This is a genomic window from Vibrio antiquarius, assembly GCF_000024825.1.
In the GTDB taxonomy this organism is placed as follows: Bacteria; Pseudomonadota; Gammaproteobacteria; order Enterobacterales; family Vibrionaceae; genus Vibrio; species Vibrio diabolicus.
The window spans coordinates 326507-342801 of the sequence record NC_013457.1 but is presented as its reverse complement, the minus strand read 5'-3'; the positions used below and the strand labels follow the sequence as shown (position 1 = coordinate 342801).

Sequence of the window (16295 nt, the reverse complement as noted above, 5' to 3'; positions counted from 1 at the left end):
AGGTTTTTTCTATTCGGTCATGTCATCTTCCCACTCGAATCGAGTGTCTAGGGCATAAGGGTCGTCATCAAAAGGATGCTCCACTTTGCCACGCAAGTATTCGAGTTGATGCTCAAGCATGTTGACCGTTTCGTAGTCTCCCTCAGAACAAGCAACGTAAATCTGTTGTTCAAGAGCGGCAATGTTATCTCGGATACCCATGAGAACCCCCTTAAATCATCATCGATTCTCAAAACGATTATAGTCAAGTAATCCAAATTCGATCGGTTGTTTTGTACGGTACCAATTGTGCAGACGATCGCTAAACGGCCAGAATTTTTCTGAGCTTCTGCGAATCGCAAAATTATCCAACAACTTAACGTAATCGGATTCATTTTGGATGGCACTAAATTGATCGACAAATTCTTTTACTTGATTTTCGTTGATCGAGAAAAATGCCGCTGGGTAGCTCCCCACAACGCCACGTACGATGGTCATATCATCGTTAGCAAAGTCGCGGTTGCTTTCTTCATCAAACAAGCTAGAAATATTCGTGTGTGCATTATTGTGAAGTAGGGTGAATAACTCATCTTTTCCAGACTGGCTTCTCACCATAAGCATGGTGATTTGCGGAACGGTTTTCAGGCCTTCTCCACGAACTTGGCCAATACGTTGGAGCTGTTGTTCACTTTGAGCAGAAAGCTCAGTATCTTTAACCTCGTAGCGCGGAAGAAGAACATCTGAAACTCGTTCTCTAAGCAACTCGACTAACTCTGTTTTTGGATCGTCAGTTTTGAACTCGACGCTGGTTGGTTGGTTAAATGGCTTCACGTTGCGTTGTAAAAAGTCACTTAACTGTGGGCTTTGATCTTTATACCAGCTTGATTGCAGTTCATGACGCATGTCGGTTGGCAGCAACGAGATAAAGTTACTTTCGCCTTCCAGACGCAAGAAGTCCATGAACATTCGTGTCATGAGTTGGTGGCCGAAGTTGCCATACACATCAAACCCAGCAACGAGCAAATAGTGGATGCGTTCTAGTAACGCGTAGTCAAGAATCCATACCGTTTTCGGCTGCTCGCCAACTAACCCTTGTACGACAGACGCGCTGTCAAAGTGGCGGAAAATCGTTAATGCCGCATTGTGGTTGGTGCCATTACCGTCCCAAATTACGTCGGTGGATAGGTTTTCGCCTTCCTTAAACCAGTTATTGGTAAATTCAGACTTGGCTTCTAGGTAGCGAGCTTGCTGACGCGCGTATTTAACCCAGTTGGTAACAGGCAGCGTGTTGCTTTCCTGCTCTGCTGGCAGTCTTAGGTTATCAGCCTGAGATCGGTAAAACTCATTTACTTCAGGGATATCTGCTTTATCTGGATCTAGAAAGAATATCCAAAAGCGATCATTGATAACATTCAGTGCAAGTTGGCCACGACAAACAGGCCCTTTAATGTAAGCCATGATCGTGTTTTGCGCATTGTCCAACATAAACTTGAAGCGTGATTTAACCGGAAGATCGATAAATGATGTCATCGGGTTTGCAGCAACTTCAGGTTCATAACTCGGTAGTTGATTAACCGTGTAATCAGCATCGATAAACCATGTGTTCCAGTTTTCAATACGTTGCTTGTTTAACGCGAACGGCATGTGCGTTTTATCTACAATCGTCCCTTGTTCTGGAATAATTCGATAAAACACGCGCTCAACCCCGGGATCATCGTACGGGCGACGTGTTGAAATACGTTTTACTGGTTGCCCCGGTGGAGTAGAAGAACGAACTAACGTAAAGAATCGAGGATCTTCAGTGAGTTCTGAAAAGTAGAGGTGAGACAAAAACAAATGCTCGTAAATATAGCGAGCCATCAGTTGATTTTTTAGATCAGCGCGATTGAGTAAAGTTTCATACTTGTCAATTTGAGCTTGCTCTTGTTCACTAATTGGTTGATGAACGTTCATTATCGCGCCGTTTTCCAGCCAAGTCATTAGTGTGTGGTATTCACTGTTTGATAGGTTTGGCATACCAAAAGGCATTCCCCAGGTTGGGTTATCTTTTTCGTACTGTTCGTACTCTTCAATTGTTGGACAGGTTTGTTCTCGGTCTATCGAAAAATCAAAACCTTCTAACTGGACTTGATCAGGCAGCGGGTGGCGTTCTTTTTGTTGTAGCAAACGTGCAATGAGGCCTGCATCAATGTTGGCCACCATGCTCTGATCACGTTCGTTAAGTACCGGATGAAAACCCGCATCGCGCCACTCTTGGGTCGTTTCTGCATCTTCGAATAAGCGTGTTGGCGCTGCGGCAGTGAGTCTTGTTCCTTCATATACCAGTGCTTTGCTCGCGCCACGGTCAATACCCTCAACGGAAGAAAGCTTAAGCTGACATGGTGCATCGTAGCACGCATGACAGACGACACAGCGGTTATCCATAATGGGTTTGACTTCGCTTTGGAAGAAGTTTGCTTGAGGTGTAGCTACGTCCGCCGTACGTTCACGAACGAGCTGTGGACCAAACAGTTGGTCATAGTTAAGGCCTGCATAGGTTGCGCAGCCAGCAAACAATGTAGCAATGCAAAGTATAAAAATTAAGCGCAAATTCATTGAGTTATTTTACGTGATTAGAATTTGCATTAATTAAAGCAAAATAAGCGGTCAATTACCAAAAGTTGGAGCAATTCGCCGCGATTTCTTTACTTTTTCGCATGCTTAAATACATAACCTTGTCGATGAACGGTCTGAATTCGATCCGCTTTAATCCCTTCGCTAGCCAGTCGTTTTCTTATTCTACTAATGTGCATATCGAGTGCGCGGTCATGCTCTGAGAACGTGCGCTTCAGTACCGTTTCATAAAGGAAAGGTTTGCTAAGCACTTGATCTTGATAATGAGTCAGAGTACGGAGCAGCTCGAATTGAACGCTTGTAAGCTGAACTAACTTTTTGTCTGGCGGACGATTTATCATCACAGTATGGCTGTGCTTATCCAGTACGAGCTCATATTCATTATTGAGACCGTTATCGGAAGCTGCCGTCTTAGGAGCAGACGAAAGGGTAGACTCAAACATATTGGCATTTTAATTATTAATGATAGTAAAAACCATTATCATTAATGTTGGCGTGAAATCAATGCTGTATTTTATTTGTAATGCAATATGTCGGAGTCATATCAAAATTCTGATATGGAAGAAATAACTCTACGAGGGAACGAGCACCAATTTAAATCGCCAAATCAATAAGTACTACCACAATTTCTAAAGTAAATAATCAGCTATTTTGGGGACTAGAGCAGCTGTTAATGTCTCTAAAGTTCTTATTTCTAAGATTCGCTTATCCACTATTTCTAGACTATACATTCTGTTGCAGGAAGCTCTTTTCTAATATACACAGAGGTTTATATGACAGCGAAATATGGCGTAAAACGTCGATTAGCGATTCTTGCCGCCGCCTTAATTGGCGCGACAAGTAGCAGTATCGCGGCAGAGAAACCTAACATTCTCGTCATTTGGGGTGATGATATTGGCCAGTCCAATCTCAGTGCTTACACCTTCGGCTTGATGGGATACAAAACACCAAACATAGACAGCATCGCGAAAGAGGGCATGATGTTCACGGATTATTACGGTGAACAATCTTGTACTGCGGGCCGTTCTACTTTTATCACCGGTCAGACTGTCCTTAGAACGGGTTTAAGTAAAGTAGGGCTTCCTGGCGCAGATCTTGGCTTGAAGGAAGAAGATGCCACCATTGCCGAAATGTTGAAGCCGATGGGCTATATGACGGGTCAATTTGGTAAAAATCATTTAGGCGACAAAGACGAACACCTGCCTACTAACCACGGCTTCGATGAATTTTTTGGCAACCTTTATCACTTGAACGCCGAGGAAGAACCAGAAAACGTCGATTACCCTAAAGATCCAGAATTTCGTAAAAAATTTGGTCCACGAGGTGTTATTCGCTCGTACGCTGACGGCAAAATTGAGGACACCGGGCCTCTGACTCGCAAGCGTATGGAAACCGTGGATGAAGAGACGTTGGATGCGGCTCTCGATTTTATGGATCGTGCCGTCAAAGCTGAAAAACCTTTCTTCGTTTGGTGGAACGCAACGCGTATGCATTTCCGCACCCACGTGAAAGAAGAGAATTCGGGAAAAACAGGCATCAGTGAGTATGCAGATGGCATGGTCGAGCATGATAATCATGTCGGCCAACTACTGAAAAAAGTGGACGATTTGGGCATAAAAGACAACACGATAGTCTTTTATTCAACCGATAATGGTCCACACATGAACTCGTGGCCAGATGCAGGTACAACGCCATTCCGTGGAGAGAAAAATACCAACTGGGAAGGTGCATATCGAGTCCCAGCGATGGTACGTTGGCCGGGTAAAATTAAAGCTGGCTCTGTCTCGAATGATATCATGCACCATATGGACTGGATGCCAACTTTCGTTGCTGCCGCGGGTGATGACGGTATCAAAGAGAAATTACTCAAAGGCTATAGTGCGAATGGTAAGAAATTCAAAGTGCATCTCGATGGTTACAACTTCCTGCCATATTTAACTGGCAAAGAAGAGAAAGCACCGCGTGAAGAGATTTTTTACTTCTCGGATGATGGAGACTTAACCGCACTTCGTTATAACAAGTGGAAACTGGTTTTCATGGAGCAACGAGCAAAAGGTACGCTGCGCATTTGGGCGGAACCATTCACCACACTTCGAGTTCCTAAGATCTTCAATTTACGTATGGACCCTTACGAAGTGGCAGATATCACTTCCAACACCTACTATGATTGGATGCTAGACCGTGCTTACATGCTTGTTCCTGCACAAGCTTACGTAGGCAGATTCCTCGAAACATTTAAAGAGTTCCCACCAAGGCAAAAAGCGGCAAGCTTCTCACTCGATCAGGTGATGGAGAAATTAAAAGAGAACCCAAATAAGTAGGCTAGTGCTACGTAAGCAATACGATGCAACCATATAGAAAAGAGGCTCATATGAGCCTCTTTTTTCGTCTAATAAAAGCTTTCAGAGCAACGAATGGCAAAGAAAATGCGAATCAACAAGGCCTACAAGGAAACTGGCTCGTAGTGGGCTACCGTTAAGTTCGCTTTAATTTTTTCACGTAGCGCAATATGAGCAGGGTTGTTCATCTCTCGCTTGTGGTAAACAAACTTGTAAGGGATAGCGCATATAGAAATAGGGCATTGCAGAACTTGAAGCTTAAGGGCTTTACTCCATTTGTTTGCAAAAGATTGAGACACTAAGCCTAAACAATCGCGTTGCGCGACGTACAACGCCATACCAGCAAGCGAAGATGTGATCAAATCGACTTTTCTCTCTTGAATAGTTTCTTGGGATAGCTGCTCAAAACCGCTCATGTTGTTCCATTTCCCTGAAAACAAACAGTGAGTTTCCTCATAAAACTGTTCTTTTGAGAGCGAGCCTTGTACGCGGGGATGATTCTCACGACAGATAATCACCGCCTCTTCTTCGTAGGCATCTTCAATAATAAACGCCGCATCTTTTGTGATAACAGTATCAATGACAAGATCGACTTTTTGTTGTCTTAGAAGCTCAAATAATAAGAACTTTTCGGGTGGTGATTCATAAAAAATAGTGTTCTTTATCGGGTCCATAATGTGCAATAAAATTTCGGAACAACACACTTCAAAATGATTCTTATCGGATATCGCATTGTCAATGATATTAACCGCTTGCTGGAATTGCGGTAGCAGTTGATAGGCGGTGGATGTTAGTGCGATACCTCGCCCTTTTTTGACAAATAATTGCTTATCGACCACTTGTTCTAAACGCTTTATTGCAGCGCTCACAGCGGGTTGTGTCAGCCCCAATTGTTCCGCGGCTTTCGTATAAGATTGGAACTCCGCGACAACAAGAAAAGTTTGGATCAAATTCAAGTCCATAACGTTACTCATAAATTCAATTTATAGGTTAACTAATTCTGACTGCATTTATCGCCTGAAATTAGTGCTTTATCTTATATCAACAATGGTATTGAAAAGCGAATACCATTTTTACGCACTAGCGAACTCTTGGAGATAATATGAAAAATGCGACCAAAACGAGCAGTAAAAAACTCGTACTTAACGCATGTACGTTAGCATTAGGCGCTGCATCTGCAGTTGCACACGCAGCGGACAAACCCAACATTCTTGTCATCTTTGGTGATGATGTTGGTTACTGGAACCTTAGTACCTACAACCAAGGCATGATGGCGTACAACACGCCGAACATCGATAGCATTGCTAAAGAAGGTGCGAAGTTCACTAACTTCTACGCACAGCAAAGTTCGACAGCAGGCCGTTCTGCATTCATTACTGGTCAAATGCCAAAACGTACTGGTCTATCAAAAGTGGGCTTACCAGGCGCTCCGCAAGGTATCTCGGAAAAAGATCCAACGATTGCAACCGTGCTTAAGCAAATGGGTTATGCAACCGGACAATTTGGTAAGAACCATTTAGGCGACCGAGACGAACACCTTCCTACCAACCACGGTTTTGATGAGTTTTTCGGCAACCTATATCACTTGAACGCGGAAGAAGAGCCAGAGAACGTGGATTATCCTAAAGATCCAGAGTTCAAGAAGAAATTTGGCCCTCGTGGCGTAATCCACTCTTACGCTGACGGCAAAATTGAAGATACCGGTCCACTTACGCGTAAGCGTATGGAAAATGTTGACGGTGAATTCCTTGATGCCGCGGAAACCTTCATAGAAAAACAAGTAAAAGCGGATAAGCCGTTCTTTACTTGGTTTAACACCACTCGCATGCACAACTTCACGCATGTTCCTGAAGAATACCAAGGTAAAACAGGTGCTGGTTTCTACGCGGATGGTGTCAAGCAGCACGATGATCAAATCGGTCAGCTACTTAATAAGATCAAAGAGTTGGGTGTAGATGACAATACAATCATTGTTTACACCACTGACAACGGTCCTATGGTTGATTTGTGGCCTGATGCAGGGATGACACCATTCCGCTCAGAGAAAAACACTGGTTGGGAAGGCAGTTTCCGTGTGCCGATGTTGATTAAATGGCCAGGAAACATCGAAGCAGGTAAAACGTTCAACGGCATGATGTCATTAGAGGATTTCTTCCCGACATTGGTTGCTGCTGCGGGTGACACCAAAGTTAAAGATGAATTACTAAAAGGTAAGAAAGTTGGTGATATGGACTATAAAGTTCACCTAGATGGTTACAACCAACTGCCATATCTAACGGGTAAGTCAGACAAATCTGCTCGTAACGAATTCGTTTACTGGAGCGATGACGGCGATCTTGTGGCATTACGTCAAGGAAAGTACAAGTTCCACTTTATGATTCAAGAGAATGAAACGGGCATGGATGTATGGCGTAAGCCTTTCACTAAACTTCGTGTTCCATTGATCTTCGACTTGAGTATCGATCCATTCGAACGTGGTGACCAAGGTATGGGTTACTCTCGTTGGATGTACGAGCGTTCATTCCTAATGATGCCAGCGGTAGAGAAAGTGAAAGAGGTAATGGGTACGTTTAAAGAGTTCCCACCTCGCATGGAAGCAGGTTCATTCGTACCTAAGTCTTCTAAGTAATAAAGAACATCGATAATCCATAGCGCTCTTCGGAGCGCTATATACCCAAATAGCTTCCCGTTTACTGCACTACGCTTGCGAGGTTATTTGGGTATATTAAATAGTGAGAAACGTATGAGTAAGATTTCCCCTCGCCATTCTACTACTATGCCTATTGTGCCTCTTAAAACGGCGTCTAAAGCAACGGTTCCGGGTGCGTACGACCGTCGATTCCATGTGATGGCAAAGCCAGGCGGAGCAAAATGCAATATCGATTGTCAGTACTGCTTTTATCTGCATAAAGAAAATCTACTGCACCAAGAAAAGCAGCCCAAAATGGACGACGCAACATTGGAAGCGTTCGTGAAAAGCTACATCGAAAGTCAGGATGGCGAAGAAATTGTATTCTCATGGCAGGGCGGGGAGCCAACGCTACTTGGGCTGGACTATTTCCGCAATGTCGTAGCTCTGCAAAAGAAACATCAGCCGCAAGGCGTTCGCATTGAAAACGACCTTCAGACCAACGGCATTTTGCTAAACGATGAGTGGTGTGCGTTTTTAAAAGAGCACAACTTCCTAGTTGGCTTGTCGATTGATGGGCCACGAGAGCTGCACGACAAATATCGCAAAACCCGCAGCGGTAAGCCGACGTTTGATCTGGTGATGAAAGCGGTAGATAAGCTCCAAGCGCATGGCGTGAAATTCAACGCGTTGGTGACGGTGAATCGACACAATGCGAAATACCCGCTCGAAGTGTATCGATTTTTAACCCAAGAATTGGGTGTGACATACATTCAGTTTGCACCGGTGGTTGAAGCGAACGACTTCCAAACAACCGCACCGCAGTTTTGGAACGAACAGATGATCCCAACCAAAGGCAGTGATCTGGCAAAACCGGGTCATCCAATGTCTGTTGTGACGGATTGGTCGGTTGATCCTGAAGACTGGGGACACTTTTTAATGGCGACCTTTGAAGAGTGGGTGAATAACGATCTTGGCCGTGTACTGGTTAACCTGTTTGAAACCGCGGTAGCGCAAGTAATGGGGAAACCGTCTCAGCTTTGCGTGACGGCTGAGTTTTGTGGCAAAGGCTTGGCGATTGAGCACAATGGCGATGTGTTCAGTTGCGACCACTATGTGTACCCAGAATACAAAATCGCCAACATTCATGAACACTCATTGAATGACATGGCCTTCTCTACACGACAATACACCTTTGGCATGGCAAAACGCGAATCTTTGCCGACGTATTGTAAGCAGTGTCCCTACTTGCCTTATTGCTGGGGCGAGTGTCCGAAAAACCGTCTGATCAAAACGCCGAATGGCGAGGCTGGACTAAACTATCTGTGTTCGGGAATCAAAATGTTCTTTGATTACGCGTTACCGATGTTGGTTGGTCTTGCACAACTTCTCCAATCTGAAGAAGCGCAAAGATAACATAGTGAATATAACCTTAAGTTATTTCATTTGTTCTTATACTTAACTATTGAAAAGACGGCTTAAACCACTGAAAAGGTACCCTATGAACCACGCACAACAAGCGATAAAAGAACTCATCGAACAAACAGAAAAAAGCGTCATTGGACAAAGCCACGTGGTTCGAGCTTTAGTCATCGGGTTATTAACGAACGGGCACATTCTTCTAGAAGGTTTGCCGGGAACGGCAAAAACACGTTCTGTAAAATCGTTGGCCAACTTGTTAAACACCAGTTTTGGTCGAATCCAGTTTACGCCAGACCTTTTGCCATCGGACGTGACGGGAACCGAGGTTTATCAAGAGTTGGATGGCAAGCCGCAGCTCCATTTTCAACCAGGGCCAATTTTTAACAGCATAGTGCTTGCCGATGAGGTCAACCGTGCGCCAGCCAAAGTACAAGCCGCACTGCTTGAAGCCATGGCCGAAGGCACAATCACGGTAGGCGATAAAACTCACGTATTGCCAGACTTATTTATGGTGCTTGCAACGCAAAACCCAGTAGAGCAAGAGGGCACGTACCCGCTGCCAGAAGCGCAAATGGACCGTTTTATCATGAAGGTTACTGTCGACTATCCAGAAGATGAAGCCGAACGTGACATCATTCGTTTGGTGCGCAGTGAAGAATTAGGTGCGGAAACCAGCAGCGAAATTATTACGCCAAAACACATCGAACCTGACGTGGTGCTAGAAGCACGTCGTCAACTACCTGATATTGTTGTGTCAGATCTAGTGGAAAACTACATCGTCGCGTTAGTGATGGCGACTCGTAAGCCAGAGCGTTATGCCGATTCAAACTTAGCAAAATGGATTGAGATTGGCTCTAGTCCCCGTGCTTCCATCGCACTAGACAAATGCGCTCGTGCGTATGCGTGGATGCAAGGACGTGACCATGTCACTCCTGACGATGTGCGAGCCATGGTTCCGTCTGTACTGGGCCACCGTTTTTCTTTGACCTACGATGCACTAGCAGACGGGGTCGATCACCAACGCGTCGTGCAAGAGCTGCTAGATTGTGTAGAAATTGGGTAAGCGGGAGGCATTATGGCTAAGCCAACTCTTGCGCCAAAATCACAGGGGATGGATCCCCGTTTGTACTGCGATTACGCTCGCTTAGTACGCTTGCAAGCACAAGCAGAATCATTCAGTTTACTTCCTCACCTAAAAGCGGGTAGCGTACTCTCAGGCCACCATAATTCGCTGTTTCGTGGTCGTGGATTGAACTTCGAAGAGTTGCGCCATTACCAATTAGGTGACGATATTCGTAACCTTGATTGGAAAGTTACGATGCGTACAGGTAAGCCGCACGTACGCAGCTATACAGAAGAAAAAGATCGCAACGTAATCGTGTGTGTCGACCAGAGAAGCACAATGTTTTTTGCTTCGACGCAAGTAATGAAATCGGTTGTCGCGGCAGAGATCGCAGCGATGTGTGGGTGGCGAGTATTAAAAGATGGCGACCGAGTCGGTTTTGTCATCGCATCCCAGCAGGCGTTGTTTCACAGCAAGGCACAGCGTTCGCAAAACGATCTTCTGGCGCAACTTAAGCGTCTCGCTAAAGCCAATCAATCGCTCAATGTGGACTCCCGCAATTCCGAAAAAGTGACGTTCAGTCAATGGATTGAGCTCATTAAACGCATGAAGCTCAAACAATCCACTTTGATTTTTATCAGCGACTGGAGCGACTGCGAGGAGCACCATCTTGACCACCTTAAACAGTTACAACAGCACAACAATGTTCTCGCAGTGATGGTCAGTGACCCATTAGAACAAGCACTACCAGACGATTTGGCAAAATCGAAATGGGTGGTTGGTGATGGGCAGTATCAACTCAATTTAGACAGCAAAGCAAAGGTAGAAGCCGCGAGCGCAAAGCTTGAGGCTCGAACTAGCTTACAGCGTCAATCACTCTCTCAACTTATGGCGATGAAACACCTTCCGCACATCGAACTCGATACGACAGGCGAGCACATTAAACAATTTCAAAAACTGGTAGGAGGACGTTAAATGAGTGGTCTTCCTACGCCTCCGAGTACCTACATACTCAGAGACCTACATGATGTGGCCGTGCCACCAAGCGTGAGTTGGTATCCGCAAACTATTGGCTGGAAAATTTTAGCGGCGGTTGCGCTCATTGCACTCTTGTACGTCGTATATCGCTTGGCTCGGCAATGGTGGCATAATCGCTACCGAAAAGAGGCTCTGTTGGCGATTTCGCAAATCAAACCGAGCGACAAAGGCATGCCTAAAACATTGTTCTCTGTGCTTAAAGTTGTGTTGATTCATGTGGATAGTCGTAACGCGAAATTGTTTGATGCCGTCTTTTTGCGCAAGCTCGATGCGCTCTATCCGCAAACCGGAGATTCTCTAGCAAACTCGCAAGTGGTCTTTAACGATGAGCTTTCAAAGCGCTGGCTACAAAGTATTGTTGACCCAAGCGTTACGCTAACCAACGAAGAACGAGTAACGCTTATTGCTCGTGCGAAAAACTGGGTGAGTGAACACCGTTGTAACGCTCAAAAAGACATAACAAAGAAATCACCATTATTGAAACGCAAAGCAAATCAGGGAGGTCAACATGAATGATCTTCTTGTATCGCTAACTGGTTTGTCTGGTTTTGAATTTGCTCACCCAATGTGGTTTCTGATTTTGCCCTTGCCGTTGGTGGTGTACTACTTGGTGCCTGCATATCGCACTAAGCAAATGGCGATCAAAGTGCCGTTTTTTAGTCAGCTGGTGGAAGCGATTGGCGAGACGCCATCAGAAGGTGCAAGCCAGTTGACCCCGAGTTGGTGGCAACGAGCAACGTTAATTCTCTCATGGCTTTTGGTGGTGTGTGCGATGGCAAAACCCACCGTGTTAGGCGAGCCTCAAGTTCGCGAGAGTTTAGGGCGGGATGTGATGGTGGTGGTGGATCTTTCGGGTTCCATGGCCGAGCCTGACTTCACGTCTCGTACAGGTGAAAAAATTTCTCGCCTTGATGCGGCAAAAGAAGTGCTGACGGAGTTTGTTCAGTCTCGTAAAGGTGACCGATTAGGCTTGGTTCTTTTTGGTGATGCCGCTTTTGTGCAAACGCCATTTACCGTAGACCAAAAAGTGTGGCTCGAACTGCTTAACCAAACCGATGTGGCGATGGCAGGGCAGAGTACCCATCTTGGTGATGCAATTGGCTTAGCGATTAAAGTTTTTGAGCAAAGCGATAAGTCGCGTGGTGCTTTAGAACAAGATCAAAACCGTGAAAAAGTCGCGATTGTATTAACCGATGGTAACGACACGGGCAGCTTTGTCGAACCGATTGATGCGGCGAAAGTTGCGAAAGCCAAAGGCGTGCGAGTGCACGTGATTGCGATGGGCGATCCGGAAACGATAGGTGAAACCGCGTTGGATATGGACACGATTCATCGCATTGCTAAAGAATCCGGCGGTGAAGCGTTTGAAGCTCTCAACCGTGATGAACTGTCGGCTGCCTACGACGAGATTGGCAAACTGGAACCTCAACTTTACGAAAGCACCACATACCGGCCGAAACAAAGTCTTCACCATTACTTGATGGCGTTAGTGGTAATCATGCATTTACTCGCGTTCAGCGTCGCGACACTCAAAAGAAGGGCTGCAACACGATCATCATTAGGAGAGAGCGATGTTTGACTCTCTTAGTTGGACGCAATTCTTTACGCAGTTTCATTTTATTCGACCGCTGTGGTTACTGGCTTTGATCCCTATGTTTTTCTTGGTGTGGTTGCGCTGGCGAGAAGAAAGCAAACCAAGCTGGAAGGATATTCTGCCCGAACATTTACGCAATGCTTTGACGATTGGCGAGCAAGGTTGGCGTAAGCAACTGCCGCTTAAGCTCTTGATGCTGATTGTGCTAATTGCCATTGTGATTTGTGCAGGCCCAACGTGGCAACGTGAATCTTCCCCCTTTGGCGAAGATAAAGCCTCTCTGCTTGTGGTGCTTGATAACAGCGACTCGATGCTGCAAAAAGATCTCCCACCAAGCCGCCTTGAGCGTTCCAAACAGAAAATACGCGATTTGTTAGCTGCGCGAAAAGGCGGAAAAACGGGTTTAGTCGTGTTTGCGGGCAGTGCTCATGTGGCGATGCCTGTGACTCAAGACAGCAAAGTATTTGACCCATTCTTGGCGGCCATTACGCCAGAAATCATGCCTGTGCAAGGTAAGCTTGCTGAAAAAGCCTTGCCGTTAATTGATCAACAATTGCAAGGTCAACCAGGCTCCACCGTTTTGTTGGTGAGCGACGGCGTGAACCCGGCCACGATTAAGCAATACCAAGCGTATTTTTCAGGCAAACCTTATCAACTGTTAATTCTTGCTGCGGGGAATACAGACATCGTGAGTAACAACCCGATGGATTTGGATTCTCTGCAAAAACTGGCCAGCCAAACCAACGGTCGATTGGTGGAAGTGACGGTCGATAACAGTGATGTCGAACAACTGAATCGATACGTTGAGCGCAATATGCAGCTTAATGGCGAATCCTCAATGCCTTGGAAAGACATGGGTTATCAACTGCTGTTCCCAATCGCGTTGATCATGATGCTGTGGTTTAGAAAAGGGTGGTTAGTGCAGTGGTGCGTGATCGTAATGGTGAGCGGTACACTGTTGATGCCGACCAGTGCAATGGCGGAGAACATTTCTGTGAAAGCCGAGCAGCCACAAGCTGTGCAAAAAGTGACGACCTTCGACAAGGTGGCGCAATGGTGGTGGGATTTGTGGCTGACGCCAGACCAACAAGGACAGCGTTTGTTCAACCAACAAGCGTATTTAGAAGCTGCAAAACACTTTGTCGATCCATTACGCAAAGGCACGGCGTACTACTACGCTAGCGAGTTTGAACTCGCGCACAGTGCGTTTTTGGAAATGCAAAACGACCCGTCCGAAGAGGTTAGAGATTACGGTCTTTACAATGCGGCGAGCGCATTGGCGCGTCAGCGTGAATATTTGGCTGCTCGTGACTTGTTAAAATCCCTAGCCAGTAAGCCAACGTTGAGCGAGTCGTTAAGACCTGATGTTGAGCACAACTTGAAAGTGATTGCTGGCATCGTCGATGAGATAAATCAGATGAGTGAGAGTCAAGCCGGAACAGAGCAAGAGGCGTCAACCGAGCTAGGCGACAACCCTCAAACCTCAGAAGGAGCGGATGAACAAACGTCAGCAGAGTTGATGATTAAAGAGACGTTAAGCGCAGACGACATCTTAGGTAGCCAAGAATTAGCCGACAAGTGGCTAAAGCGAGTCGAAGCGGATCCGAAGTATTTCTTACGCGCTAAATTTCAAATTCAATTACGCTCGCCAACAACGGGTAACTCAACTACGACAACGGAACACAATACAGAGGAGGCTGCCCAATGATGATGAATGCCCATCGCGTGACCTCTTTTGCACTTCCTGCAAGGATAGTGGCATGGTTAGTGGTTTGCTTGAGTCTGTTCGTAAGTCGTCACGTTTTTGCTCAGGATATTTACGATCTTCAACGCAATCATGGTGTTGAGTTGCAAGCGTGGGTCGGTCAACAACCAACGGCTGGGGAAAAGCGTAAAACGCCAAGTTTTAGTGTCAACGAGCAAGTCATTTTAACCATCGAAGTGGCAACGCCGCGCTGGTTTACGGGTGGGACGCGAATTGGCAGTATTGAAATGCCCAATGTTATCGCCAAACAGCGTAATCAGTTAGCCACTAACTTCACGGAGCACAAGGGCGGACAAACTTGGTCGCGTCAACGCTGGGAAGTGACTTTGTATCCACAAGCATCTGGTGATTTTGTGATTCCACCTGTCGCAGTGGGCGTTCAGGTGTCAGCACCGGACGGCGAGAAGGTGTCAGGTACCCTTTACACGCAGCCGATTAAGTTCAAAACTGTCTTGCCATCGGGATTGTTGAGCGGTGACACGCCTTGGTTTTCTGCAACGCACGTAGACGTAAAACAAGAGTGGGAAACCTCCACTGAGTCACTCAAAGTTGGGGATGCAATCACGCGTAAAATCACCATTTCAGCTCAAGATTCGCTATCTGTGTTGTTACCAGACTTGTTGAAAGGAGAATCAACAACCCGTTACCAAGCGTATCCTCAACCGCACCGTCTTACAGATACGCAAACACGTGGTGATTACCAGTCAACACGCACAGAAGAGAGCGTGTACGTGATTCAACAAGGTGGTGAATTAACCCTGCCAGATTATGAGTTCCGTTGGTGGAACAGTAAGACTCAGCAAGTGGAAACGGTGGTGTTAGAGGGCAAAACATTTGCCGCGAAGCACACGTTGAAATCCTTCATCAAAACGTATTTTGCATGGATTGTTTCAACGCTTGTATTGTTGGGTTTTGTGACTGTTTCATTGGTAGCCATTAAACGTTACTACCGCAACAGACCGACACCAGAATGGTTGACGTTCCACCGTTTGTTAAAGGCTAAACGTTGGGCTGAAGCAAGGACCTTATTGTACAAACAATTGCGTTTAAATACGGCAGAGCTGGAAATGACCAAAGCCGATACGAGTGAATCGTGGCAAAAAAGTGCGTCGCGAATGCAAAATGGTGAAAATAGCGCTCATTTAATGAAGTCGATGTGGCGCAAAATACAGACCAAACAACAACGCTTTAAACTCCGTATTCCGCGAGCGTTACCAGAACTGGACAAAGTCATTGGAAGAGATGGCAATGAATAAAACGGGGCGCTAATATAGCGCCTCGTTTTTATTAGAGAATAGAGTTCAAATGAGCCACGAGTTTATGCGCCGCGCATTGGAAGTGTCCAAAAATGCGCTTCCTGAATGTCAACCCAACCCGCCGGTTGGCTGCGTGTTAGTGAAAGACAATCAAATCGTTTCAGAAGGTCATACTCAAGCTATTGGTGGCAACCACGCGGAAGTAGAAGCGCTGAATGCATATCAAGGCTCGTTAGAATCGGTGACGGCATACGTTACGCTCGAACCGTGTTCGTTTGTCGGTCGCACGCCAGCTTGCGCGGTGACATTAGTAAAATCCGGTATTGGCAAAGTCGTCGTAGCCATGTTGGATCCAGATCCGCGCAACAGTGGTCGAGGTATCGAGATTCTAAAACAAGCCGGTATTGAGGTAGAAATTGGTTTATGCGGCGAGGAAGTCAGCGAGTTTCTTACCCCATATTTAGGCAAATCTTAATGTAAGCTTTGGCTTGCACGATAGCTACTCACTTATGCGGTGAATTGAGTACGTCAAAATTGAGTTAAAACTCATTAAAACAGGTCGTACCGCCCATTTCTTGTACTTGGCTACGTTAACAA

The 16295-nt window shown here is 45.8% G+C and carries 14 protein-coding genes; 10 read left to right on the top strand and 4 right to left on the bottom strand.

Annotation, left to right across the window (positions count from 1 at the left end):
• Positions 1-9 precede the first annotated feature (9 nt).
• The 3 genes from VEA_RS16615 to VEA_RS16605 form a co-directional block, all read right to left on the bottom strand.
• The gene (locus VEA_RS16615) at positions 10-201 is read right to left on the bottom strand and encodes a hypothetical protein (RefSeq protein ID WP_005376565.1); all 192 of its coding nucleotides are present in this window, start codon (positions 199-201) and stop codon (positions 10-12) included.
• 18 nt (positions 202-219) lie between these two features.
• Positions 220-2574: a fatty acid cis/trans isomerase gene (locus tag VEA_RS16610; RefSeq protein WP_006742787.1), complete on the bottom strand. Its 2355-nt coding sequence runs from the start codon at positions 2572-2574 to the stop codon at positions 220-222.
• Between the two features lie 89 nt (positions 2575-2663).
• Positions 2664-3035: a winged helix-turn-helix domain-containing protein gene (locus VEA_RS16605; RefSeq protein ID WP_043884638.1), complete on the bottom strand. Its 372-nt coding sequence runs from the start codon at positions 3033-3035 to the stop codon at positions 2664-2666.
• Between the two features lie 330 nt (positions 3036-3365).
• Here VEA_RS16605 and VEA_RS16600 point away from each other — a divergent pair, with 330 nt between their 5' ends.
• Entirely contained in the window at positions 3366-4913 is a 1548-nt protein-coding gene (locus VEA_RS16600; protein WP_005396662.1) for an arylsulfatase, read from the top strand.
• 122 nt (positions 4914-5035) lie between these two features.
• Here the strand turns inward: VEA_RS16600 and VEA_RS16595 are convergent, their stop codons facing one another.
• The gene (locus VEA_RS16595; RefSeq protein WP_006742789.1) at positions 5036-5893 is read right to left on the bottom strand and encodes a LysR family transcriptional regulator; all 858 of its coding nucleotides are present in this window, start codon (positions 5891-5893) and stop codon (positions 5036-5038) included.
• Positions 5894-6033: 140 nt separating this feature from the next.
• Between VEA_RS16595 and VEA_RS16590 the strand changes: the two genes are divergently transcribed.
• From VEA_RS16590 to VEA_RS16550, 9 genes are all read left to right on the top strand, one after another.
• Positions 6034-7560: an arylsulfatase gene (locus tag VEA_RS16590; RefSeq protein WP_006742790.1), complete on the top strand. Its 1527-nt coding sequence runs from the start codon at positions 6034-6036 to the stop codon at positions 7558-7560.
• 114 nt (positions 7561-7674) lie between these two features.
• The gene (locus VEA_RS16585; RefSeq protein ID WP_012842330.1) at positions 7675-8976 is read left to right on the top strand and encodes an anaerobic sulfatase maturase; all 1302 of its coding nucleotides are present in this window, start codon (positions 7675-7677) and stop codon (positions 8974-8976) included.
• Positions 8977-9061: 85 nt separating this feature from the next.
• On the top strand, positions 9062-10045 hold the full coding sequence (locus VEA_RS16580; RefSeq protein ID WP_006742792.1) for an AAA family ATPase: 984 nt from the start codon (positions 9062-9064) through the stop codon (positions 10043-10045).
• Positions 10046-10057: 12 nt separating this feature from the next.
• Positions 10058-11020: a DUF58 domain-containing protein gene (locus tag VEA_RS16575; protein ID WP_006742793.1), complete on the top strand. Its 963-nt coding sequence runs from the start codon at positions 10058-10060 to the stop codon at positions 11018-11020.
• Positions 11021-11599 (top strand): DUF4381 domain-containing protein, encoded by a 579-nt coding sequence (locus VEA_RS16570; RefSeq protein WP_006742794.1) that lies wholly within the window; start codon positions 11021-11023, stop codon positions 11597-11599.
• Positions 11592-12662 carry a vWA domain-containing protein gene (locus VEA_RS16565; protein ID WP_006742795.1) on the top strand — a complete coding sequence of 357 codons (1071 nt, stop codon included), beginning with the start codon at positions 11592-11594 and terminating at the stop codon, positions 12660-12662. Before VEA_RS16570 ends, VEA_RS16565 begins: the two co-directional genes overlap by 8 nt.
• Positions 12655-14385, top strand: a complete 1731-nt coding sequence (locus tag VEA_RS16560) for a vWA domain-containing protein (RefSeq protein ID WP_006742796.1) — start codon at positions 12655-12657, stop codon at positions 14383-14385. The genes VEA_RS16565 and VEA_RS16560 overlap by 8 nt, the downstream gene beginning before the upstream one ends.
• Complete coding sequence (locus VEA_RS16555; protein ID WP_006742797.1) at positions 14382-15698, top strand: BatD family protein; 1317 nt, start codon at positions 14382-14384, stop codon at positions 15696-15698. Before VEA_RS16560 ends, VEA_RS16555 begins: the two co-directional genes overlap by 4 nt.
• Before the next feature lie 49 nt (positions 15699-15747).
• Entirely contained in the window at positions 15748-16173 is a 426-nt protein-coding gene (locus VEA_RS16550) for a bifunctional diaminohydroxyphosphoribosylaminopyrimidine deaminase/5-amino-6-(5-phosphoribosylamino)uracil reductase RibD (protein WP_006742798.1), read from the top strand.
• Positions 16174-16295 lie beyond the last annotated feature (122 nt).